Source organism: Polynucleobacter sp. JS-Safj-400b-B2, assembly GCF_018881975.1.
In the GTDB taxonomy this organism is placed as follows: domain Bacteria; phylum Pseudomonadota; class Gammaproteobacteria; order Burkholderiales; family Burkholderiaceae; genus Polynucleobacter.
In genome coordinates, this window is sequence record NZ_JACVPJ010000003.1 from 251148 (window position 1) to 272041 (window position 20894).

Here is a 20894-nt window from a genome sequence, read left to right on the forward strand (position 1 = left end):
TCAGCGCATTTTGTCTTGCTTTTGATCCAAGATGAGCTCAGGCTCTTGCGCCTCAATCCAGTTATCTCGATTGAGCACGCTAGTTAATTGCTTTTGGTCTAGTTCACCAGTCCACTTAGCAACCACAATAGTGGCCACGCCATTGCCAACCAAATTAGTTAATGCCCGTGCCTCGGACATAAAGCGATCAATGCCCAAGATAATCGCTAAACCTGCAACCGGCACATCTCCGACAGCAGAAAGAGTGGCGGCCAACACAATAAATCCGCTACCAGTTACACCTGCAGCGCCTTTAGATGTTAGTAACAGAACCAGCAAAAGTGTGACCTCTTGCATGAGTGTCATAGGCGTATTGGTTGCTTGTGCAATAAATACTGCGGCCATAGTGAGATAAATAGAAGTGCCATCTAGGTTGAATGAATATCCTGTTGGAATGACGAGACCAACACAGGTTTTCTTGGCGCCCAATAGCTCCATTTTTTCCATCATGCGCGGCAAGACAGATTCAGAAGATGAAGTCCCCAAAACAATTAATAGCTCTTCTTTAATGTAGCGAACGAATTTAAAAATATTAAACCCATTAAATCGCGCAATAAGCCCTAAGACAATAAATACAAAGAGCAAGCAGGTTAAATAAAACGCACCCATTAATTTGCCCAATGAGAACAAAGAGCTTATGCCATATTTACCAATAGTGAATGACATTGCGCCAAAAGCGCCAATAGGCGCAAACTTCATGATGACGCCAATCATGTCAAAAAGAACGTGTGATGATTTTTCAATTAAGTCAAACACCAATGTTCCGCGACCGCCGAACTTATGCAGTGCAAATCCAAACAATATTGCAATGAAAAGGACTTGCAAAATTTCACCCTTAGCAAATGCATCTACTGCACTGCTCGGGATGATGTTCATTAAGAAATCGGTGGTGGTGCCCATCTTCCCCGGCCCGGTATATGCAGCAATTCCTTTCGTGTCCAAACTTGCTGGATCGATGTTCATACCCGCACCTGGCTGGAGCAGATTAACCACGACCAACCCCACTACCAAAGCAATGCTACTCACGATCTCAAAATACAAAAGGGCTAGTCCGCCCGTTTTACCAACCTTCTTCATATCTTCCATGCCGGCGATACCAAGCACAACCGTACAGAAAATAATGGGGGCAATTAACATCTTGATGCCTTTAATGAAGGCATCGCCAAAAGGCTTCATTTCTGTACCTAAGCTAGGGTAAAAATGGCCCAATAAAACACCAATTAGAACTGCTGTAAGTACTTGAAAATAAAGGATTTTATAAAAAGGTGGTTTTTTAATGTAACGGTCATTTCGATATCCTTTATTTAGTTATTAGCAGGTATTTTTCATCTCGGCTGATGACATATTAACTCTAGGCTAGGAAATGGCCTTCATATTGGATAATGCAGGGATGGAAGAAAAAGTACGCGTCTCAAAATTACTCTCAGAGCTAGGTCTTTGCTCACGTCGAGAAGCAGACTCTTATATTGAGCAAGGTTTAGTGACCGTAGATGGCGAAGTAGTCAATGAGCTGGGTACGCGTGCGTACCGCCATCAAAAGATTGAATTGCAATCGGGCGCCAAAGCGCAACAAGCATCCCGCATCACCGTCATCCTTAACAAGCCTGTTGGTTATATCTCTCACTATGACGATGAACAGGAATACCAACCAGCTGCTTCCTTGATCACACCCGAAAACTACTTTGCCAGCCCGATGGATAAGGGCAGAAACCCTCGCTTTAACACTAAAGGGTTGGCGCCTGCAGGTCGCCTAGATATTGACTCCACAGGCATGCTGGTCCTGACTCAGGATGGTCGCATTGCCAAATTATTGATTGGCGAAAATAGTCCCATTGAAAAAGAATATTTAGTACGCGTTGAGGGACTACTTTCTTTCGAAGATTTGGATCGCCTACGTCATGGCCTATCGCTTGATGGTGTGGAGCTCAAACCCGCACAAGTTAGCTGGCAAAACGAAGATCAACTTCGCTTTGTGTTGCGAGAAGGTCGTAAACGTCAAATTCGTCGGATGTGTGAAATGGTGGGCCTTAAAGTTTTAGGGCTAAAGCGCGTCAGAATGGGTCGTATCTCCCTAGGTCCGCTACCTCCGGGTCAATGGCGCTATGTAAGGCCTGAAGAGCAGTTCTGAACGGCCTCGCACCCTTATAATTGCGTCCGAACCTAGATTAATCAGCGCAGAATTCCCATCGAAACTCTTATCTCCAGCACTCCAGGCGCAGAAGTACTTAGACGCCGTAGCTTTGCCATCATCTCTCACCCAGATGCAGGCAAAACGACGCTTACTGAAAAATTATTGCTTTACGCAGGAGCTATTCAAATTGCAGGGAGCGTTAAAGCTCGCAAAGCAAGTCGTCACGCAACATCTGACTGGATGGAGATTGAAAAGCAACGGGGTATTTCAGTAGCGAGCTCGGTAATGCAGATGGAGTACCGCGATTGCATCATTAACTTATTGGATACACCTGGGCACCAAGACTTCTCGGAAGATACCTATCGAGTTCTTACTGCTGTTGATTCAGCACTTATGGTGATCGATGCTGCTAATGGCGTTGAATCTCAAACCCTACGCTTGCTTGAAGTTTGCCGTGCACGCAACACACCTATCGTCACATTCATTAATAAGATGGATCGTGAGGTCAAGCCTCCGATGGAGTTAATGGATGAGATTGAAACAGCGCTTGGCATTGAAGTAGTCCCTTTTACTTGGCCAGTAGGTATGGGCAAATCTTTTGCGGGTGTTATCGATATTGCCAACATGCGTATGCGGATGTTTAAAGCAGGCGAAGATCGTGTGACTGAAGATTCTCACGCTGTAGTTGATGTGCATGATCCAGCCCTTAAAGAGCGGCTTGGTACTGACCTTGAAATTGCTTTGACTGAAGTAGAGCTCATCAAAGAAGCGATGCCTGCATTTAATCTTGAGGCCTTCTTGGCAGGCCGTCAGTCACCCGTTTTCTTTGGCTCTGCGATCAATAACTTTGGCGTGCGCGAGATTCTCAACACATTAGTTGAGCTTGCGCCATCACCAGGATCGCGCAAAGCACTGCAAAGGGAAGTAAGCCCTGCAGAAAATAAATTCTCAGCGGTAGTGTTCAAGATTCAAGCAAACATGGATCCAGCACACCGCGACCGTGTTGCTTTTCTACGTATCTGCTCTGGGCATTTTCAGCGCGGCATGAAATTAAAGATTTGCCGAAATGGTAAAGAGGTGCGCACCAATAATGCACTTTCATTTTTGTCACAAAGGCGCGATATTTTGGATGAAGCCTTTCCAGGTGACATCATCGGCCTCCCCAATCATGGCTTACTGCGCCTAGGTGATACCCTGACCGAAGGTGAGCAATTGCAATTTACTGGCTTGCCATTCTTTGCTCCAGAAATTTTCCGCATGGTTGAGTCTGCAGATCCATTGCGCTCAAAACAATTGCGCACTGGACTAATGCAATTGGGAGAAGAGGGTGCAATTCAGGTCTTTAGGCCTATGGCCGGTGGCACCATGTTGCTTGGCGCGTTTGGCCAACTTCAATTTGAAGTGGTGAGCCATCGCCTTCAGACGGAATATGGCGCAGAAGTGCGTCTTCTACCAGCCCGCTATAACTTGGCACGCTGGGTTAGCTCGGATGATCCTGTGGCGTTGAAAAAATTTACCCAAGAAAATATCCACCGTATGGCCGAAGATGTGGTGGGAGCGTCTGTATTCTTGGCGTCACACAAATCAGAACTAGACGTTGCCCAACAACGCTGGGAGTCTATTCAATTCCATGCCCTCAGAGAGCATGCCGGTCTAATTTATCAATCCGATTTGGCTGGTTAATTAGGGCAGTTCATTTTCTAGATTGCCCTATTGGTTAACGCGTTGTTTTGCAATCAAAGACGACAACGAGCTGACTATCGCTACTTCTAAATGAGGCAACCTTGCCATACTGGGCGCAATAGGCGCTAGCCTTCTGAGTTAACTGGTCGATTGACTCACCGCTGCTATTGAGAAAAGTCACGTGATTTGTATCTGATGCATCGGTATACACCGCAGCACAAGCTCCCAGCATAGATATACAGGCTAGGCTCAAGATAAAAATTTTCATCGATGCATTCATGTAAGGATCTTTCATATTAAATTTAAGGCTTATTAAAACCTAGCGCTTTCATAAGCTGTGCAGTTATTTTGCTGGCTAACGGCTTGTATATCAAGATGCAAACAATCGCTACTGGATAAGCTACCAGCCACACGTCAAGCCAAACCCAGAAGAAATTTTCTGTAAGGCCAGCTCGAACAAATGTAGTGGCTAGAGTAATGCTCAAAGACATTAAGCAGCCCATGACTAAGGCAAAAATAAGGTTGGGTAGATTGATCATGACATCATCATAGCGTCTGCGCTTGTTAACTGTTATTCTGGACTGTGATCACTATTGTGCGCCCTAGACAGGGGAATCTCTTGAGAAAGTCTTTGAGATTCATCATTCCATTACTCTAGGAAAACTCCATGGCTGTAGGCCAAAATCAAAGAACCAGAAAAAATGACTCTATGCTCACCAAGACAGGAAAAGCCCGCTTAGGGCCCCTGAATGCAGCACAGCTTACTAAGTTATTAGAATCAAGCACTAAGCCTAAAGAAAAAGGCAAAATTTTACGAGCACTTAAGAAACGTCCAGCTGTTGCCGCATAATTAAAAAGCCCCGCCAATCAAATAAGCGGGGCTTTTTAATTTCAGCACCTCAATAGACTGGGTACTTCTAAACTCTTTTAACCAGCATTCTTTTTCCAAGGATGACTGTCGATACGACTAGCATGGCAAAGATTAAATTCATTACCGTAAGCGAATCATCAAGCAAAATGCTAGCGGCCACTAGCGTGCAAAAAGGTTGAATCAACTGTACTTGGCTAACCCTCGCAATACCACCAACCGCAAGCCCCTCGTACCAAAAGAAGAAGCCCAGAAACATTGGGAACAAACTCAGGTAAATAAAACTAGTCCAAGCAATAGCTCCTGCAGCTATGTAATCTGGACTGTAAGTAAGCCAAGTCATCAAAATATTTACTGGCAATGAAATAACCAGGGCCCAAGAAATGACGGCGCGAGGATTCATCTTTCTGGAGAGCTCGCCACCCTCAACATAACCAATACATGCACTGATTCCGCCAAGAACTAGAAGGCCATCAATATAAGTAAAGCTGCCGGCGTTTTTTAGTAAGGCATACATCACAACTAAGCCCGCGCCCAGCAGGGATACCAACCAAAATCCTAAGGAGGGACGCTCTTTAAAGCGAAGAACTCCAATAACTGTTGTAGCGAGCGGCATCATCCCCAAGATGACTGCGCCATGTGACGAGGATCCATGGGCCATGGCTACGGTAGTAAAGATGGGAAATCCGAATACTACGCCTAGGGCAATGACTACAAATTTTATAAAATCGACTTTGCCAGGTATAGGCTCTTTTTTATAAATAAGATACGCCAACGCAACAAGCCCAGCTAAAGTTGCCCTACCGTAAGCAATGAAATAGGGGTCAAAACTTAAAACAGCAATCTTGCTAACTGGCAGCGTTAAGCTAAAAATCAGGATGCCGATAAACCCAATCAGCATTCCCTTGCTTTCTTTATTCACCGTCACCCTTTATCTAATAGTGGATTAATTGTATTAACAATCCTCAATGCACGGGTTATAATATGTAAGCAATTCTTATGAAATCGACCGCCCATATTCAAGCCATTTATCTTGCTACCTCTGCAGGTGCGCCAATGCAATCTGTTAGTCATGCCAAAGTCAATGCTGGCCTGGGTATTGAAGGTGATCGTTATGCCCTAGGTATAGGTGCATTTTCAGCCGTCCAGCCAATAAAAGTAAGGCATATCAGCCTAATAGCCTTATCAGGCATTGAGATAGCAAATGACTGGCTAATGGCTGGCGATGAACCCGCCTTTGACGGAGCGGAAACACGCCGCAATATCGTGCTTGAAGACATTACCGCTGAGGAGTTAAATGCACTAGTAGGGCGGTCGTTTCAACTGGGCAGCCTACAACTATTGGGCACCGAGCTTTGTACCCCCTGTGAGCGGCCCGCCCAGCTATTGAGCAGACCTAGCTTCATGGAGGCATTTGAAAGACGGGGCGGCATTAGAGCCAAGATCCTTAATTCGGGAACTCTTGCTGTTGGTGACAAACTATTCCAACAAAATGGAAAGTGACATGATTGCATACCGCAACGATGCATTCATTACTGCTGAGCAAGCTATTGATCTGTATAAGCGCTCTACTCTTGGTGAGCGGCGCCCAATTCACAATGTCCAAACATTTGAGGCCATGCTCAAAAATGCAAATCTCACAGTTACTGCGTGGGATGGGGCAAAGCTCGTAGGCATTTCTCGCTCGCTAACGGATTTTTCTTATGTAGCCTATCTTGCGGATTTAGCAGTTGACGAACAATATCAACGCTCTGGTATTGGCAAACAGCTCATTGAAGAAACCAAAGTGCTACTAGGCCCTGAATGCATGATTGTGCTTTTGGCAGCACCCAAGGCAAATGATTACTACGAACATATTGGTTTTGAGCACAATCCACGTGCTTGGACTCTCAAAAAATAATTAAGTCTTTATCATTGCCGCATGACTATTACTCGATTTTGTTTAGTGCGCCATGGTGAAACCGACTGGAATGCAGCACGCCGCCTGCAAGGTCATACTGATATCGATCTAAATACTAGAGGCCTCGCCCAAGCAAATCAAATGGCGCATGCCCTCAAAAGAATCAATTTGCAGTTTGATGTTTTATACACGAGTGATCTCCAGCGTGCAGCCAAGACCGCTAGAGCTATCGAAGCATTATTTAAAACATCGGCAATAACTAATTCAGCCCTGAGAGAGCGACATCTTGGTGCATTACAAGGGCTGACTACCGATGAGGCTCCAATACGCGAGCCAGAGCTTTGGAAGTCTCACCTCAGCAGAAATATTGAAGAGCGCTTAGGTGATGGTGAAAGTATTCGGCAATTTGCAAATCGCATTGAAACTGCGCTTGAAAAAATTCGAGTGCAACACTCAGGTAAAACTATTTTGCTGGTAAGTCATGGCGGTGCATTAGACATGATGTACAGACTTGCAAGTAATCAGCCATTGCATGAAGAAAAAGCAGTTGCAGTGCCCAATGCTTCGCTTAACTGGATTAGCCATGATGGACATGCATGGAAGGTGGATGGCTGGGGTGATACAAGCCACCTTGAAGACTTGGCCTTAGATAATCTAGATCTCTAGAGTCTATGATCTACGCATGAAATTACTTTCCCTGGTAACTGCACTTTTTATTGCTTCTTTGGCGTGCAATCCTGGCTATGCAATGACTGACGTCCCAGATGAGCTACCAGATCGTATTGTGGGAAATATCGGCGCAGCTTTTTATACCTCTAATTTACACATTGGGACTGAAGGCACTCAGTCCCTAGTCTTACCTTATGCCTTCGCTGACTATCAACGTTTATTTGTTCGCATTGATGAAGTGGGTGTTAAGACTTTTAAGATGGGTTATGGCTACTTTGAGGTAATCGGAAAAGTAAATTTAGATACCTATAAAGTGAAGTCCTCGATTAATGGAAACTCAATTAATCGAAGCGATCCAATTCCTTTAGGACTAGGAACTTTTCAAGAAACACCTATTGGCGGATTTTTTATAAACGCCTATCACGACTTTGGAAAGTCAAAAGGGGCGCTATATGAATTTTTATATTTCGCCGAGCTTGAAACCTACAAAAAAGTGATGATCTACCCTCAAATTGGCATAGAACGGCAATCTAGTCAGTATGCCAATTATTACTATGGCATCAACCCTGGGGAGTCGAGCCTGACTGGCTATGCAGCCTATAGCGCTCCAGCAACAAACAACCTCATGGCAGGCCTAGTAGTAGAAATTCCGGTAGTGGATAACTGGTATATCAATATTTATGGCAAGCGCAAATGGATGGGTGGTGGAATCAATAACAGTCCCGTCATGAATCGCTCATTTCAAGGCAATATTTTTATGGCGCTTGCTTATCGCTTTGAGTAGGCAGAAGAAATAGGCTGCCTGTTAGAGACTATTTATTTTGATCTGATGCGATCTTAAAAAGACATTGCCAGGATGGAAAGTCCTGAGATCAACATGACCAGCTCCATGAGCAATAAAAATTTCTTCTCAGGCAACGCCAAGACAATTTTTTTGGAAAAAATGGAGCCAGCCAAAACACAGCTTCCAATCAATAGACCTTGAATAATAGCCATTGTGTTGAGAAAACCTAACTGGTGAAAAGTAATGCCTTTAGTAAACAAGATTGATAACGTACTAGCTGCCTCAGTACCCAGGAAAGCCCCTTTGCTTAAGCCATAAGCCAAAAAGAAAGGTGTATTAATAGCGCCTGTAGTAGCAACAATGCCGGTCAAATACCCAATACCAGCCCCGACGAGAGCCATCTGCCAAAGCTTTAAGTAAAAATTCTTTTTGCGCATCCAACGACGAATCGGAATGAGTAATATTAAAAATATTCCTAGTGTTATTTCAATTAGGCGCTCGTCAAGCTGCACTAGAGTATTAACACCAAGCACGGTAAATGGAATTGCCGTCAGGCCATAGACAAAGCAAACTCGCCATTGAATGACACTCCACCACAAGAAAATACGCGAAAGATTTGCTACGGTAGCTACCAAAGCTATTACCGGGATTGCCTGGATGGGTCCATAAAAATAAACTAGGGCGGGCATTAATATGATGGTGGTTCCAAAGCCAATGACGCCACCCAATACGCCGGCACCTAGCCCGAGAGAGCCGAGTACTAGAGCCTGCAAAATAAGATCAGACAAACTTGCTTATCTCAATTATTTTTTTAGAAATATCAGCGCCCCTGGCAGGCTAGAGGCATTTCCCATAGCGGTTTATCTTGTGAATAGTTGCAGTTCACTCCGTCAGGAGAAGTGGTGCTGGCGAGACAACCATTCAGCAGTAGGGCAAAGAAAATGACAGCTAAAGTTAGGGAAATTTTTCTCATATCATCCAACCAAGGCATATAGAGCCCATCCTAAGTTCAAAGCAACCAATGCAATGAGTGTGTAAAAAGTAAATTTCATTCCCAAAACACGTTTACTGAAATCTGGCGGGGGCGTATTAATGCCCTTTGCATGGATCAAGCGCCCAATAATGAGTGCGATACCCGGAATGGCGACTAACAACCATGGGGCACCATTTAGCTCAAGACACGCAATTAAGATGATGCCAAATGGTACATATTCCGCGAAGTTGCCCTGAGCGCGAATAGCTCGTTCTAGGTCATCATGACCACCGCTTCCTAGGCCGACTTTATTTTTTCTTCTTAGGCCAATGACAGCAAATGAGAGCTTGATAAAAATAATCGTTAATACAGATGCAATGATTGAGGTCATTAAGAGCATGGATATTTCCTTAGATAACTTCTAATACTTGACTTAAAGAATTGCCTTCATAGTTTGGTTTTTCCCCAATCTCTTCAAAGGGGTGGCTTTGCCGATTAACCCAAAAGACGTCAAATCCATACCACTTTGCTGCCAGAGCATCCCAAGCATTACTCGATACGAAGAGAATATCTTCTTTCTTAACTAGAAATGCTTTTAATAGTAATTGATAGGCCTGTGGAGCCGTTTTAAATAAACGCACATCTTCAATAGTGACTACTTTATCTAGGTAAGGGTCTAAGCCGTTACTCTGCACCACAGTAGCCAACATTTCTCTGCTGCCATTGGACAATATCGCTGTTGAAATTCCCTTTTGTTTTATTGTCTTCAGTACATTAAGGCTATCTTCAAAGCCAGTAAGCTTTGCATACTGATCCATGAGACGTTTTTCGTATTGCGCAGTGAGATCTAGGCCCATACGCTTACAGACATAACGCAATGAACGAATGGTTAGCTCCCAAAATGGAAGATAGTGCTTACTACCATTTGGGTTTGGGTCACTCATGGTGACAAGTCTGGTGTATTCAATTTGGCGATCGCGCCACATTAAGGCAAAGGCCTGCCCATGGCCTGGAAATAACTCTTCCGCTAGCTGCCCCATAGAATACACATCAAACAATGTGCCGTAGGCATCAAAAGCTATGAGCTTGTACATACAGCCCCTAACTCTGCTGACTTTTCAGATAATCCATTACCCAGGCTGGATCACTATCGCTTGGGAAGATGGGGTAGTGAACGGCTTCAATCACGCCATGATTGGCAATTAATGTCACGCGCTTTAATAAAGTCATCCCGGCCGCCACAAAGGTTGGCATATTCAATGCTTTTTGAAATTGATAACCTTCATCGCTGACTACTGGAAATGGTAGATGGAGTCTATCGGCCATCTCCTTTTGATATTCAGTAGACTGAACACTTAAACCCACTACCTCCGCACCCAATGCTTGGAGCTCTTGATAGTGGTCTCTAAATGAACAACTCTGGGGCGTACAACCTCTTGCTCCAGGAATTTGATCCCAACCATCGGGCAATGCAACACTAGGCTGCCCAGTCATTGGATAACAGTAAATCACCAACTTACCCTTAATATCGCCAAAATGAATGCTCTGGCCATTAGTGGCAATTAAAGAAACATTAGGCAAACTCATCCCCTTCAAGTGATTGGTCGAGCCATCATCTTGAGGAATGGGTAGGCCTGTTGGAAGCTGATTGAGATTTGTCATTAGTTGATTCTATACAAAATAAAGCCGGCGGTAAGCTTAGAGAATCAATGTATCTGCCTGGAGCTATTTTGGTGCTTCCTGCTGTTTCCGGACCAGGTCCTCAATGGGCGTGAAATGCAGTTATCAGTTTATTCGATCAATAAGATCATATTAATTCGGTTGACTGCTTTTCATCTTGGGGACAATATGACTTAATAAGCAAAGAAAACCGTCAAGCACACAGACTTTCTTTAGCTTTATCGGGTAGCCTGAACGGCGCACATTAGTAAATCTAAATTATTTTTACCTATTAGGAGATTGTTATGACATCAAAGGGAATGTGTCCTGTTGCTCACGGGGCAAATACAGAATCTGGTAACACTCCAATGGCATGGTGGCCTAAGTCGCTCAATCTCGATATTCTTCACCAACACGATACGAAGACTAACCCCATGGGGCCATCGTTTAACTATCGCGATGAATTAAAAAAACTTGATGTTAGCGCCCTCAAAAAAGATATGCACGAATTGATGACGAACAGTCAAGATTGGTGGCCAGCCGATTGGGGGCACTATGGTGGGCTGATGATACGCATGGCATGGCACTCTGCGGGTAGCTATCGCATTGCCGATGGCCGCGGCGGCGCTGGCACAGGCAACCAACGTTTTGCACCACTCAATTCTTGGCCTGACAACACTAATTTAGATAAGGCTCGCAGACTTTTGTGGCCCTTAAAGAAAAAATATGGCAACAAAATTAGCTGGGCAGATCTCATGATTCTGGCGGGAACAACTGCATACGAATCAATGGGGCTAAAAACTTTTGGCTTCTCATTTGGTCGCGAAGATATTTGGCACCCAGAAAAAGATACCTATTGGGGGTCTGAGAAAGAATGGCTACAAAAAAGTGGTGGTGATGGCAGTCGCTACTCGGGCGACCGAGAATTAGCCAACCCCCTTGCCGCAGTCATGATGGGCTTAATCTACGTTAATCCAGAAGGTGTCGATGGAGTACCGGATCCACTAAAAACTGCCAAAGATATGCGGGTCACTTTTGCTCGTATGGCTATGAATGATGAAGAAACCGTTGCACTGACTGCAGGCGGACATACCGTAGGCAAAGCCCATGGAAATGGTAATGCAGCCAATCTTGGCCCAGCACCTGAAGGTGCGCCCATAGAAGAGCGGGGTCTTGGTTGGATGAACAACAAGACTCGCGGCATTGGCAGAGATGCTGTTACCAGCGGCCTAGAAGGCGCGTGGACTACCCACCCAACCCAATGGGATAACGATTATTTCCGTTTATTGCTCAACTACGAATGGAGGCTTACTAAGAGCCCTGCGGGCGCTTGGCAATACGAGCCCATCAATATCAAAGAAGAGGATCGACCAGCTGATGTTGAAGATCCAAGCATTCTTTGCATGCCAATGATGACTGATGCAGATATAGCCTTAAAGATGGATCTAGAATACCGCAAAATCTCTGAAAAATTTTCACAGGACCAAGCCTACTTCGCCCAAACTTTTGCCAGGGCTTGGTTTAAGCTAACCCACCGCGATATGGGTCCTAAAGCAAGATACTTTGGACCTGATGTTCCTAAGCAAGATTTGATTTGGCAAGATCCTGTGCCGGTCGGTCGAAAAGACTATGGCATTGAATCTATTAAAGCGAAGATTAAAAGTAGCAAACTTTCAGTTAGTGATATGGTGACAACTGCTTGGGATAGTGCACGTACTTTTCGAGGCTCAGATAAGCGGGGTGGGGCAAACGGAGCACGTATTTGTTTGGCACCCCAGAAGAGCTGGGCTGGTAATGAGCCTGAGCGTTTAGCAAGGGTACTTGGTGTATACGAAGCAATCTCTAAAGAGTTCGGCGTAAGTGTTGCCGACATCATTGTGCTCGCAGGCAATGTGGGCATTGAGCAAGCAGCAAAAGCGGGTGGCTTCGATATCAACATTCCATTTACTCAGGGTCGCGGAGATGCTACTCAAGAAATGACTGATATCGAATCTTTTGAAGTTCTCGAGCCATTAGCCGACGGGTATCGAAACTGGTTAAAAGAAAGCTATGCAGTCACTCCTGAGGAGTTACTCCTAGATCGCACGCAGTTGTTTGGTCTGACAGCGCAAGAAATGACCGTTCTCATTGGTGGCATGCGCGTGCTCGGTACGAACTATGGCGATTCTAAGCATGGGGTATTTACAGACAAAGAGGGAATACTCAGTAACGACTTCTTCATCAATCTGACCGATATGAATTATTCATGGAAGCCAACTGGTCTTAACAGCTATGACATTATTGATAACGGTACTGGCAAAACAAAGTGGACCGCCACACGTGTTGATTTAGTGTTTGGCTCAAACTCTATTCTGCGTGCGTATGCAGAGGTCTACGCACAGGACGATAATAAAGAGAAATTTGTAAATGACTTTGTCTCTGCTTGGGCGAAAGTAATGAATGCCGATATGTTTGAATAACGTTATTGCAAGGCAGTACAAAGGGGCGGATGATTGCCTTTTTATCAACCAAAGCCACCTGCGGGTGTTTTTGGTTTTTCTTAGTGGCCTGAAATGAATTTGACCAAGGCTATAGTAGCTCTAGCCCTACTTCTTAGACTTGTATTTTTTTATAGCCTCTTTTAAATCCGAATATTCCTCGCATCCAAAAGTACAGGCTTTATCCAATCTCGCTAGAAGCGCCTCAGCACCCGGCAAATCATTATTGATTAACTTAAGTTTTCCGTAATACTCAAGAGCGCCACGGTGATTGGGGTCTATTTTCAATGCAGCTTGATAATATTTTTCTGCGCCTACCAAATCAGGCGGCTGTTTTTTTCGAAGACTATAACCAAGCAAATTATTCCAATCGGCGGAGCTTGTGTCATTCGCAGACTGCAGTTGCTGTATTGCTTGATCATATTTTTCGGCTTTAATGCTTGCCCTAGCTTGAGTGAGCCATGCCGGATCTTGTTTGGTCGGGGCAGTATCGGCCGCATGAGATGAACCAACGATTGAAAGGAACAATATAAGTGCTGGGAGTATTCTTTTCATTTGCAGGCCTTTGGTTAAGAATCTTTTAATGTCGTAAAAACTTTATTTCTATGCTAGGGTACCAACACGGCAAGAGTTGATCGGAAAAAATGAGGAATGAAGATTTTGCGATTGCTAGCTGTAAGTTGGAAAGCAGAAAACTTCTTACTTATCGTTTCCTCTAATGTCTGCTTGACCATTCTCGTATTCACTTTATAAGCTTTACTTCGATAGAGATGTTCTGCAGCACACATAGCGGCCAGCCAATAGCCTGATTAACTAAGGAGCCTAGACTACCTTCAATCCTTATCGGCATATTGCATTTCGCCATTCCCAAATGACCAGTTTTCTTTGCTCACCTCAATCAAGTTGATAAAGACGTCTTGAGGTCTGACTTTCAGGTCTTGAACTAAAGCCTCACAAATAGCTTTAAATAAACTCTTTTTTAGATCCGTAGATCTACCAAAGCTGATAGTTGCCTGAATAAAAATAATCCCATCTGAGTATTCAATCCCCAAATAACTTTTTGGAATATTCAATTCTGATCCGTCGTGTCTAGTGATGATCTGAAACTTGTCGTCTTCAGGAACGTTGATTTGCTCTCGCATCACGTTATAGACAATATTGCCGACTTGCTGTGCAAAGCTTTCGGGGTATTTTTTACTTAAATCAATTCTGACCAATGGCATCATTATTCTCCTTAGCCCTTACCTTCTTATATTGCTCTAGCAACTGCTGTCTAGCTTAACGCGCGCCCAATAAAAAACCACCCTAAGGTGGTTATTTATTTTTGAGCTGTCTTAATAAAGACTGTCTCACTAATCTTATCAAAAGCATTTTGATAGATGACCGGATCTAGTATCGGAGTGTCGTTTTCACCAGAGCCAAACACACCTCCACCACGCGTTTTATCAACAAAATTTAAACGGACGCGGGATTTCTTGGGGCCTACTGCTTCTACCGCCACCGTCACTACTGTCTTTTGTTCTGAGCCTGAAACTGGAATGGGTAGCATGCCTATGAAATAAACGCTGCCGCTAGTGCCCTTTGCAGGTGACTGCGCGGTAATGAACCCTGTTTCAAAACTGGCAGACCCGATGATGTATCCCAAATCCTGAAGAACTGACAAAGAAGAATCAAACGAAGTTTTTTTATCTACGTCAAAGTTTTTTGCCTGAATCGCCTGAATTTCAAGAGAGGTCAACTGGGGCTTTGCCGGCCCTGAAGAGCAAGCACTCAAAAATGAAAGCAAAAAAATACCGGTGATGGCCAATAAGGATTCTATTATCCATGAAATTTAATGCCATTATTGATAATTAAATTACCTGCCTTCTGCAATAAAGAACCACCTGAAGGTGGTTTTGGTGTCTTTAAATGGCCTCAGGCAGAACCTAAGATTACGTTCTCAAGCGATTCTTCCTGGGCATGACTTTTTTCTAAATCCCGTGCCCGTGAAGTTTCATGGGAATATTTCAAAAAGTTTTCTCGATGCCTTCTGTAGAACAAAAGCCCCTCTTTAATGCTAGTCACCGAGGCGCCTTGTTCAAGCATCCTATCCCAAAGGTTCCAATCTTCTTGAGGATGGATGCCATCTTTATATCTTTTTTTATAGCCAATTTTTTGCCCAAATGCTGTGCGGTACATCATTGACCCGTGATGCTGCTCTTGACGATCCCAATAAAGGTCGCCCTGATAAGGCACGGTCTCACCGGGCACCCGATCTAATATTTCTTCTTTTAATTCGCCTGTTACAACAATGTCATAGGTAACAATATCGGTGCTAGCATTTGATAACAGCTCAATTGCATCTGAACGTAACCAGTTATCGGCGCCTATGAAGAGTACGTATTCTGTGTCGATTTGAGACAGTATGTTCTGAAAGTTATCTACAACCCCCAAATTTTCATGCCTTAGTATGTACTCAATATCAGGATATAGGTCTGGCAAATGACCGCAATCTAACCCGCCATCATCAACAAATAGAATCTTTTCGGGACGAATAGTTTGTGAAAGCAGGGACTCAATGCAATGGGCTGCAAGGTGCCCGTACCTAAATGAGGCAATAACGACAGTAATCATATTGAGTCGGATTAGAGCATAAAACTATGACATTGGTACTCATTAAATCTAGGCCAGTCAAAATGAAAAGCTGCCCAAAGGTGGTTTTGGTGACTCTTAGTGGCTTGGGGCGAAACCAAACCATGGCCGAGAATGCTTAATCCAACCCCCTTAATAAGCACCGCAATGAAACCAGTGAATTATTTCAGATCCCTCAGAGCGATTAAGAGCGGGTGGTCAGCAGGAAAATTCATATTCTCAACGGCTACTGCTATTTCGGGTAATTTTTTAGCCACTTCTTCACTACCCTGAAAAACCATAGTCCACTTACTAAAGCTTCTATGTTCAATTGGCCTTGACTCTACGAGGTGAATATTTTTATGCCTAGTATCTTTTTGAATTTTTTCCCATAGCTCTTCAATCTGAACCCTTGGTCCTTCAATAACCTGACCAAAGCGATTATTTTCAAAAATCAAAGCGCCCGTTACCCCCAAGCTCGTATTTCTTAAATAGGAGTGATAAAGCAAACGCATCAAGCCTAGAAAGGACATTTCTTGGGTAGGCTCACTCACATACGTTAATTCAGTCAACTGGGTCATAAAGTTCTAATATATAGAAATATCTAAATTAACACAGGCAATATCAATAATTCCTCACGATCAGTAGTGACAAATAAAAAACCACCCGAAGGTGGTTTTGGCCATTCTTGATTGCCCAGGGCGAAATCGACCAAGGCCTCAGGAGACTCGCATCCTACCTCTAGACTACTTCCAGCTAAGGTTCAATTTCTTATGCGAAGTGGCACAATCTCTCAAATAGAGATTAATGAGGCTTTGATAAGGAATGCCAACTTCTTCTGATATAGATTTGAAGTAGCTTACTGAATCCTCGTCCAATCTAATGGTTATAGGCTTCTTTAGCATAGAAGCATATGGGTTTTTACGAGCCTTTGAGAAATCATATTCTTTACGCATCTTCATCACCTTTAATAAGCTTTTGACTCTTTAGGGGTTGCCTTACGAGCCGAAATAATACGAACGACATTACCCTCGCTTCGATAACAATGGCAAACCAAAATCACACGAAGTGAATGGCTTACTCCCAGCAAAATAAATCTGTCTTCATTCTCCGAATGATCGGGATCGGAAATCAACTTAGCGCTTTCATCATAAAACACAGATTTCGCCTCTTCAAAAGAAATGCCGTGTTTCTTCAGATTAGCTGAAGCTTTTTTGGGTTCCCATTCAAATCGCAATAAAGTCATATGTACATTGTACATACATCAATTGGAGCAAGCAACTGGGGTTAAAAATCCTAATTCACTCAACCATTCCGTCGGACCAAATGAAAAAACCACCCGAAGGTGGTTTTAGTGTTTCTTGGTGGCCCGGGGCGGAATCGAACCACCGACACAAGGATTTTCAAATATCCTCCGATAGACCGCTTTCGCTTTGATTTCAAGGGCTTGAGCCACCAGCCTCAACTTGTCTAAAAATTGTGCATCCTTGTGCTGGTCAAATTTGGCAATGAAATCAGAATCTTGCGAGGGGCTATTTTTCTGTGCGCACAGATTGTGTTGCCATATCCTTCCACTCAACTGCCATAGTGTCTTGTAATGTCGTTTAAAACGACATCTATCGTTAATTATCGCGGCAACTTTTACTTTGATAGCCTTATATGCGTATATACGCATATATGAGATGTCTTTTTAAAGGACGTTTCAGTAAGCGTCTATTACATCGACGCTTAAATTGCTGTTTTAGTAATAACTAAGCGGCTCAGTTTTGCCCCAGAAGATTTTGTAGGAATAAATGGTGTATCCGATAATAGTTGGTAGCACAATTACAGCGCCCCAAAATATTACCCATAATGACTCTGTAGCGGAAGCCGCTTCCCAGATTGTCATTTTGTCCACGACGATATAAGGAAACATGCTGTAAGCAATTCCTAAAAAAGCCAGAACAAAGATGGCTACGCTTAGGGCAAAAGGAATCCAAACTGCCGCTGGCTTATCTCTTTGCATTTTTATCAAGTTCAAATCAATTAAGACAAAACACGCCAGGGTCAGAACTGGAAAAGGAAGTAAGAAAAAGATATTAGGAAGGTTAAACCACTTAGCCGCAATCGCTGAACTAAAGAATGGTGTCGCCACAGAAATAATCCCAACACCTAGCGCCGTTAATAAGAGGCATTTTCTTGCCCAGCCAACAGCCTTAAGTTGTAACTCGCCAGACGTCTTCATAATCAGCCAGCTGGCTCCTAATAGAGCATATCCAGCAGGCAGACAAAGCGCCACGATGAAAGAAAATATCCAACCTAAGTAGCCCGAATCAAAACCAATCACCTCTCTACCAACCATCACACCTTGGGATGCCGCCGCCAAGAAACTACCAAAAAAGAATAAAAAATTCCAGACTGCCTTCTGGCTCAAATGTGCTTTTGCGCGAAAGTCAAAAGATACGCCTCGCAATATTAAGCCGGCCAACATGATGCCCACAGGCAAATAAAGCTCGGTCAGAATGATTCCATGTGCCATTGGAAAGGCAATCAAGAGTACGCCAACTCCAAGCACTAACCACGTTTCATTCGCATCCCAAAAAGGGCCGATTGATGAAATCATGATGTCTTTTTCAGAATCGCTTGCCTGATTTAATAAGATGCCAACGCCTAGGTCATATCCGTCCAGAACAACATAAGCGACCATAGCAATGCCCATTGCAACCAAAAAGAAAAGTGGCAACCAACCCGATGGTTCAGATAAATTAGGAATCATGTTTATGCTCCGGCAATGCTGTTGGTCAAGCCTGATTTTTGCCCATCAATAATATGCACAGGATTAGTTTGTCTTGCCAAATAAAAAACCACCCAAATGTAAGAAACAATGAGTCCCAAATAAAGTACTACGTACATCACCAAGGTTCCCAAAATCATATTAGTAGGCACTTTAGTAACTGCATCAGCCGTTTTTAGGACTCCACTAACAAGATAGGGCTGTCTACCAATTTCAGTCACGTACCAACCAGCAAGCACTCCTAGCCAACCAGAAAATGTCATAACGTTTAGAGCTTTTAAGAACCACCTTGGTAATTCTTTACTTTTTCTGGTCAGATAAAAGCCAATGCCTGCAGTAAAGAGCATCAACATACCAATGCCGACCATAATGCGAAAAGCAAAAAACACGGGCTTAACTGGTGGAGTAGCGCCAGGGAAGGCATCTAAACCTTTCACCTCTCCATCTAATGAGTGGGTCAAATATAAAGATGCCAGCTTTGGAATGGCTATTTCATATTGATTAGCTTTAAGGCTTTCATCGGGTATGGCAAATAAAACCGCAGGGGCACCTTTTGTTGTTTCCCAAATTCCCTCCATTGCCGCCACTTTTACAGGCTGATACTCTAACGTATTTAGGCCATGCAAATCACCAAGCACAATTTGAAATGGTGTCAATACAACCGCTACAGACATTGCTAACTTAATCAGGGCTCGGTTGCCAGAAAGATTAATGCCCTTTAAATATCGATAAGCAGAAATGCCTGCAATTAAAAATGTTACCGTCAAAAATGAGGCTGTCATCATATGGAACAAGCGATAGGGCATCGAAGGATTAAAGACAATCTCAATCCAACTGGTCGCATGTGCTTGTCCATTGATCATCACAAACCCTTGTGGAGTTTGCATCCATGAATCTAATGCAATGATCCAAAATGCTGAAAGCGAAGTACCGAAAGCAACTAGAAATGTGGCGACAGTATGAGCCCTTTGAGAGACTCGCTTAGAGCCAAACAACATGATTCCTAAAAAAGTTGCCTCAAGAAAGAATGCGGATAAAACCTCATAACCCAGTAATGGCCCTGCGATATTGCCTACAGCCTCCATATATCCAGGCCAATTGGTTCCAAACTGAAAGCTCATCGTAATGCCACTAACAACACCCAGAGCAAAAGTTAAGGCAAATATCTTGACCCAGAATTGATAAGCATCACTCCATATCGAATCGCCTGTTTTATTAAATTTAACTTTGAAATAGAAGAGTACCCACCCCAATGCAATGGATATCGTTGGGAAAAGAATATGAAAGGTCATATTCGAAGCAAATTGAATTCTGCTCAAAATAAGCGTATCAAGCATTTAATTACCTCTTATTGATAGATTACCTAAATTATTATGCTCTTTACTTTCATGGCTTGCTGAGCCTGACTTAATAGTCTTTTTCTCAACATGACGATTGAAATGAAAGTGCTAATAGCCATATATGCGTATATATAAGATGTCCTTTTAACGGACGCTCGAGTCTGCGTCGCTTAAATCGACACTTGAAGTTAAAGCTCTTTATATTTCTTACCCAACTTCTCAGGATTGCCATTTCCATAAAGACACCACTGCTTAATTTCTTCGGTGAGCTGTTCAATATCCTTCATCTTCAGATTTCTAAAGTCTTCAAGCCCAATAGACCCAGTCTGTCTTAATTTCTCTAGAGCTTCTTTTAATGCCTTCATATGAGTTTTAGATAATGCCGAATTTGTCGTTTAAAACGACATCGCGAGTTAAGGCGTAGCGAGAGCCAACTACAAAGCTCTCGCATACCTTCAAAGTCCTTTTTTCTCAAACCAGCGAAACATACCAAGAGTAATCAACGCGAATACTACGGCAACAACCCATTGATTAACGCCAAGAGTCTCGGGTAATCCAATCTTTCCTAAGTCGGCCCAAGCAAGCACCGTTGATTTAAAGAATGGATACATTTGGGCATAAATTCCTGCGCCAACTACCATGCCAATAACTCCAAAGATTGCAGTCCAGCGACCTTCACCCACTGCGCCTACTGAGGTGCCAGGACAATAGCCCAAGACTGCCCAACCTACCCCAAACAATGCGCCGCCCACCAAAATGCCACCAACATTCATTGCTTTAAGGCTCAATGTAATAAGCCCCATCTCATGCAAAGCCAAGATGCCAAACATTCCGACAACAATAGCTGAGAGCATAAATTTAAAAATCGTCATGTCTTTTAATAACAATGCGGCAACTTGCTTGTCATAGCGTAGAACACGCCCTTTTTGTAATAAGAAACCAAAGATAACGCCAGTTGCTAATCCTAATAGTTGATCTATAGACATGA

28 protein-coding genes are annotated in these 20894 nt (G+C 43.5%); 8 read left to right on the forward strand and 20 right to left on the reverse strand.

Annotated elements, in window-relative coordinates:
* Window positions 1-1317, reverse strand: coding sequence for a C4-dicarboxylate transporter DctA (locus ICN48_RS05080; RefSeq protein WP_216152693.1), 1317 nt, complete (start codon window positions 1315-1317; stop codon window positions 1-3).
* Between the two features lie 112 nt (window positions 1318-1429).
* Between ICN48_RS05080 and ICN48_RS05085 the strand changes: the two genes are divergently transcribed.
* Both ICN48_RS05085 and ICN48_RS05090 read left to right on the forward strand, forming a co-directional pair.
* A complete protein-coding gene (locus tag ICN48_RS05085) occupies window positions 1430-2167 on the forward strand; it encodes a pseudouridine synthase (RefSeq protein WP_216152694.1) in 738 nt (245 codons plus the stop codon).
* 69 nt (window positions 2168-2236) lie between these two features.
* Window positions 2237-3853, forward strand: coding sequence for a peptide chain release factor 3 (locus ICN48_RS05090; RefSeq protein ID WP_216152695.1), 1617 nt, complete (start codon window positions 2237-2239; stop codon window positions 3851-3853).
* 34 nt (window positions 3854-3887) lie between these two features.
* Here the strand turns inward: ICN48_RS05090 and ICN48_RS05095 are convergent, their stop codons facing one another.
* A complete protein-coding gene (locus tag ICN48_RS05095) occupies window positions 3888-4148 on the reverse strand; it encodes a hypothetical protein (RefSeq protein ID WP_216152618.1) in 261 nt (86 codons plus the stop codon).
* 7 nt (window positions 4149-4155) lie between these two features.
* On the reverse strand, window positions 4156-4392 hold the full coding sequence (locus ICN48_RS05100) for a DUF2798 domain-containing protein (protein ID WP_216152619.1): 237 nt from the start codon (window positions 4390-4392) through the stop codon (window positions 4156-4158).
* Window positions 4393-4520: 128 nt separating this feature from the next.
* On the opposite strand from ICN48_RS05100, the gene ICN48_RS05105 reads away from it, so the two are divergent.
* Complete coding sequence (locus ICN48_RS05105) at window positions 4521-4703, forward strand: hypothetical protein (RefSeq protein WP_216152620.1); 183 nt, start codon at window positions 4521-4523, stop codon at window positions 4701-4703.
* Window positions 4704-4770: 67 nt separating this feature from the next.
* Here ICN48_RS05105 and ICN48_RS05110 read toward each other — a convergent pair whose 3' ends face one another.
* On the reverse strand, window positions 4771-5643 hold the full coding sequence (locus ICN48_RS05110; RefSeq protein ID WP_216152621.1) for a DMT family transporter: 873 nt from the start codon (window positions 5641-5643) through the stop codon (window positions 4771-4773).
* A 77-nt stretch (window positions 5644-5720) separates the two neighbouring features.
* Here ICN48_RS05110 and ICN48_RS05115 point away from each other — a divergent pair, with 77 nt between their 5' ends.
* Genes ICN48_RS05115 through ICN48_RS05130 form a run of 4 tightly spaced genes read left to right on the forward strand, consistent with a single transcriptional unit; the run spans window position 5721 to window position 8074 of the window.
* Window positions 5721-6224, forward strand: a complete 504-nt coding sequence (locus ICN48_RS05115; protein WP_255539472.1) for an MOSC domain-containing protein — start codon at window positions 5721-5723, stop codon at window positions 6222-6224.
* Window position 6225: 1 nt separating this feature from the next.
* Window positions 6226-6621 carry a GNAT family N-acetyltransferase gene (locus ICN48_RS05120; RefSeq protein ID WP_216152622.1) on the forward strand — a complete coding sequence of 132 codons (396 nt, stop codon included), beginning with the start codon at window positions 6226-6228 and terminating at the stop codon, window positions 6619-6621.
* A gap of 21 nt (window positions 6622-6642) precedes the next feature.
* Window positions 6643-7287, forward strand: a complete 645-nt coding sequence (locus ICN48_RS05125; protein WP_216152623.1) for a histidine phosphatase family protein — start codon at window positions 6643-6645, stop codon at window positions 7285-7287.
* Between the two features lie 16 nt (window positions 7288-7303).
* Window positions 7304-8074: a MipA/OmpV family protein gene (locus tag ICN48_RS05130; protein WP_216152624.1), complete on the forward strand. Its 771-nt coding sequence runs from the start codon at window positions 7304-7306 to the stop codon at window positions 8072-8074.
* A gap of 53 nt (window positions 8075-8127) precedes the next feature.
* On the opposite strand, the gene ICN48_RS05135 is transcribed toward ICN48_RS05130, so the two are convergent.
* The 4 genes from ICN48_RS05135 to ICN48_RS05150 all read right to left on the reverse strand — a co-directional run bounded on the left by ICN48_RS05135 (window position 8128) and on the right by ICN48_RS05150 (window position 10709).
* On the reverse strand, window positions 8128-8862 hold the full coding sequence (locus ICN48_RS05135) for a sulfite exporter TauE/SafE family protein (protein WP_216152625.1): 735 nt from the start codon (window positions 8860-8862) through the stop codon (window positions 8128-8130).
* A gap of 186 nt (window positions 8863-9048) precedes the next feature.
* The gene (locus tag ICN48_RS05140; RefSeq protein WP_216152626.1) at window positions 9049-9447 is read right to left on the reverse strand and encodes an MAPEG family protein; all 399 of its coding nucleotides are present in this window, start codon (window positions 9445-9447) and stop codon (window positions 9049-9051) included.
* A 10-nt stretch (window positions 9448-9457) separates the two neighbouring features.
* On the reverse strand, window positions 9458-10141 hold the full coding sequence (locus ICN48_RS05145; RefSeq protein ID WP_216152627.1) for a haloacid dehalogenase type II: 684 nt from the start codon (window positions 10139-10141) through the stop codon (window positions 9458-9460).
* A gap of 7 nt (window positions 10142-10148) precedes the next feature.
* Entirely contained in the window at window positions 10149-10709 is a 561-nt protein-coding gene (locus tag ICN48_RS05150) for a peroxiredoxin (RefSeq protein ID WP_216152628.1), read from the reverse strand.
* 302 nt (window positions 10710-11011) lie between these two features.
* Between ICN48_RS05150 and katG the strand changes: the two genes are divergently transcribed.
* On the forward strand, window positions 11012-13165 hold the full coding sequence (gene katG / locus ICN48_RS05155) for a catalase/peroxidase HPI (RefSeq protein ID WP_216152629.1): 2154 nt from the start codon (window positions 11012-11014) through the stop codon (window positions 13163-13165).
* A 126-nt stretch (window positions 13166-13291) separates the two neighbouring features.
* Here katG and ICN48_RS05160 read toward each other — a convergent pair whose 3' ends face one another.
* The 12 genes from ICN48_RS05160 to ICN48_RS05215 form a co-directional block, all read right to left on the reverse strand.
* The gene (locus tag ICN48_RS05160) at window positions 13292-13738 is read right to left on the reverse strand and encodes a tetratricopeptide repeat protein (protein WP_216863752.1); all 447 of its coding nucleotides are present in this window, start codon (window positions 13736-13738) and stop codon (window positions 13292-13294) included.
* 278 nt (window positions 13739-14016) lie between these two features.
* The gene (locus ICN48_RS05165) at window positions 14017-14409 is read right to left on the reverse strand and encodes a tautomerase family protein (protein ID WP_370624148.1); all 393 of its coding nucleotides are present in this window, start codon (window positions 14407-14409) and stop codon (window positions 14017-14019) included.
* A 92-nt stretch (window positions 14410-14501) separates the two neighbouring features.
* Window positions 14502-14957, reverse strand: coding sequence for a hypothetical protein (locus ICN48_RS05170; RefSeq protein WP_216152630.1), 456 nt, complete (start codon window positions 14955-14957; stop codon window positions 14502-14504).
* A 140-nt stretch (window positions 14958-15097) separates the two neighbouring features.
* Complete coding sequence (locus ICN48_RS05175) at window positions 15098-15796, reverse strand: glycosyltransferase family A protein (RefSeq protein WP_216152631.1); 699 nt, start codon at window positions 15794-15796, stop codon at window positions 15098-15100.
* A 179-nt stretch (window positions 15797-15975) separates the two neighbouring features.
* On the reverse strand, window positions 15976-16374 hold the full coding sequence (locus ICN48_RS05180; RefSeq protein WP_216152632.1) for a BLUF domain-containing protein: 399 nt from the start codon (window positions 16372-16374) through the stop codon (window positions 15976-15978).
* Between the two features lie 165 nt (window positions 16375-16539).
* Window positions 16540-16755: a BrnA antitoxin family protein gene (locus tag ICN48_RS05185; RefSeq protein ID WP_370624150.1), complete on the reverse strand. Its 216-nt coding sequence runs from the start codon at window positions 16753-16755 to the stop codon at window positions 16540-16542.
* Between the two features lie 5 nt (window positions 16756-16760).
* Window positions 16761-17039, reverse strand: coding sequence for a BrnT family toxin (locus ICN48_RS05190; protein ID WP_216152634.1), 279 nt, complete (start codon window positions 17037-17039; stop codon window positions 16761-16763).
* A 105-nt stretch (window positions 17040-17144) separates the two neighbouring features.
* Window positions 17145-17468 (reverse strand): hypothetical protein, encoded by a 324-nt coding sequence (locus ICN48_RS05195; protein ID WP_216152635.1) that lies wholly within the window; start codon window positions 17466-17468, stop codon window positions 17145-17147.
* 66 nt (window positions 17469-17534) lie between these two features.
* Entirely contained in the window at window positions 17535-18548 is a 1014-nt protein-coding gene (gene cydB, locus ICN48_RS05200) for a cytochrome d ubiquinol oxidase subunit II (protein ID WP_215293389.1), read from the reverse strand.
* A 2-nt stretch (window positions 18549-18550) separates the two neighbouring features.
* Window positions 18551-19903, reverse strand: a complete 1353-nt coding sequence (locus tag ICN48_RS05205; RefSeq protein ID WP_216152636.1) for a cytochrome ubiquinol oxidase subunit I — start codon at window positions 19901-19903, stop codon at window positions 18551-18553.
* Window positions 19904-20094: 191 nt separating this feature from the next.
* Window positions 20095-20271 carry a hypothetical protein gene (locus ICN48_RS05210; RefSeq protein WP_215293391.1) on the reverse strand — a complete coding sequence of 59 codons (177 nt, stop codon included), beginning with the start codon at window positions 20269-20271 and terminating at the stop codon, window positions 20095-20097.
* A gap of 90 nt (window positions 20272-20361) precedes the next feature.
* Window positions 20362-20892, reverse strand: coding sequence for a YeeE/YedE thiosulfate transporter family protein (locus ICN48_RS05215; RefSeq protein ID WP_216152637.1), 531 nt, complete (start codon window positions 20890-20892; stop codon window positions 20362-20364).
* Between the last annotated feature and the right edge of the window lie 2 nt (window positions 20893-20894).

Excerpts from the sequence above, each read along its gene's own strand:
- ICN48_RS05085 (WP_216152694.1), top strand. The coding sequence starts at position 1,430 with ATGGAAGAAAAAGTACGCGTCTCAAAATTACTCTCAGAGCTAGGTCTT.
- ICN48_RS05095 (WP_216152618.1), bottom strand. The coding sequence starts at position 4,148 with ATGAAAGATCCTTACATGAATGCATCGATGAAAATTTTTATCTTGAGC.
- ICN48_RS05100 (WP_216152619.1), bottom strand. The coding sequence starts at position 4,392 with ATGATCAATCTACCCAACCTTATTTTTGCCTTAGTCATGGGCTGCTTA.
- ICN48_RS05105 (WP_216152620.1), top strand. The coding sequence starts at position 4,521 with ATGGCTGTAGGCCAAAATCAAAGAACCAGAAAAAATGACTCTATGCTC.
- ICN48_RS05115 (WP_255539472.1), top strand. The coding sequence starts at position 5,721 with ATGAAATCGACCGCCCATATTCAAGCCATTTATCTTGCTACCTCTGCA.
- ICN48_RS05120 (WP_216152622.1), top strand. The coding sequence starts at position 6,226 with ATGATTGCATACCGCAACGATGCATTCATTACTGCTGAGCAAGCTATT.
- ICN48_RS05125 (WP_216152623.1), top strand. The coding sequence starts at position 6,643 with ATGACTATTACTCGATTTTGTTTAGTGCGCCATGGTGAAACCGACTGG.
- ICN48_RS05130 (WP_216152624.1), top strand. The coding sequence starts at position 7,304 with ATGAAATTACTTTCCCTGGTAACTGCACTTTTTATTGCTTCTTTGGCG.
- ICN48_RS05140 (WP_216152626.1), bottom strand. The coding sequence starts at position 9,447 with ATGCTCTTAATGACCTCAATCATTGCATCTGTATTAACGATTATTTTT.
- ICN48_RS05145 (WP_216152627.1), bottom strand. The coding sequence starts at position 10,141 with ATGTACAAGCTCATAGCTTTTGATGCCTACGGCACATTGTTTGATGTG.
- ICN48_RS05150 (WP_216152628.1), bottom strand. The coding sequence starts at position 10,709 with ATGACAAATCTCAATCAGCTTCCAACAGGCCTACCCATTCCTCAAGAT.
- katG (WP_216152629.1), top strand. The coding sequence starts at position 11,012 with ATGACATCAAAGGGAATGTGTCCTGTTGCTCACGGGGCAAATACAGAA.
- ICN48_RS05160 (WP_216863752.1), bottom strand. The coding sequence starts at position 13,738 with ATGAAAAGAATACTCCCAGCACTTATATTGTTCCTTTCAATCGTTGGT.
- ICN48_RS05165 (WP_370624148.1), bottom strand. The coding sequence starts at position 14,409 with ATGATGCCATTGGTCAGAATTGATTTAAGTAAAAAATACCCCGAAAGC.
- ICN48_RS05175 (WP_216152631.1), bottom strand. The coding sequence starts at position 15,796 with ATGATTACTGTCGTTATTGCCTCATTTAGGTACGGGCACCTTGCAGCC.
- ICN48_RS05180 (WP_216152632.1), bottom strand. The coding sequence starts at position 16,374 with ATGACCCAGTTGACTGAATTAACGTATGTGAGTGAGCCTACCCAAGAA.
- ICN48_RS05185 (WP_370624150.1), bottom strand. The coding sequence starts at position 16,755 with ATGAAGATGCGTAAAGAATATGATTTCTCAAAGGCTCGTAAAAACCCA.
- ICN48_RS05190 (WP_216152634.1), bottom strand. The coding sequence starts at position 17,039 with ATGACTTTATTGCGATTTGAATGGGAACCCAAAAAAGCTTCAGCTAAT.
- ICN48_RS05195 (WP_216152635.1), bottom strand. The coding sequence starts at position 17,468 with ATGCGTATATACGCATATAAGGCTATCAAAGTAAAAGTTGCCGCGATA.
- cydB (WP_215293389.1), bottom strand. The coding sequence starts at position 18,548 with ATGATTCCTAATTTATCTGAACCATCGGGTTGGTTGCCACTTTTCTTT.
- ICN48_RS05205 (WP_216152636.1), bottom strand. The coding sequence starts at position 19,903 with ATGCTTGATACGCTTATTTTGAGCAGAATTCAATTTGCTTCGAATATG.
- ICN48_RS05210 (WP_215293391.1), bottom strand. The coding sequence starts at position 20,271 with ATGAAGGCATTAAAAGAAGCTCTAGAGAAATTAAGACAGACTGGGTCT.
- ICN48_RS05215 (WP_216152637.1), bottom strand. The coding sequence starts at position 20,892 with ATGTCTATAGATCAACTATTAGGATTAGCAACTGGCGTTATCTTTGGT.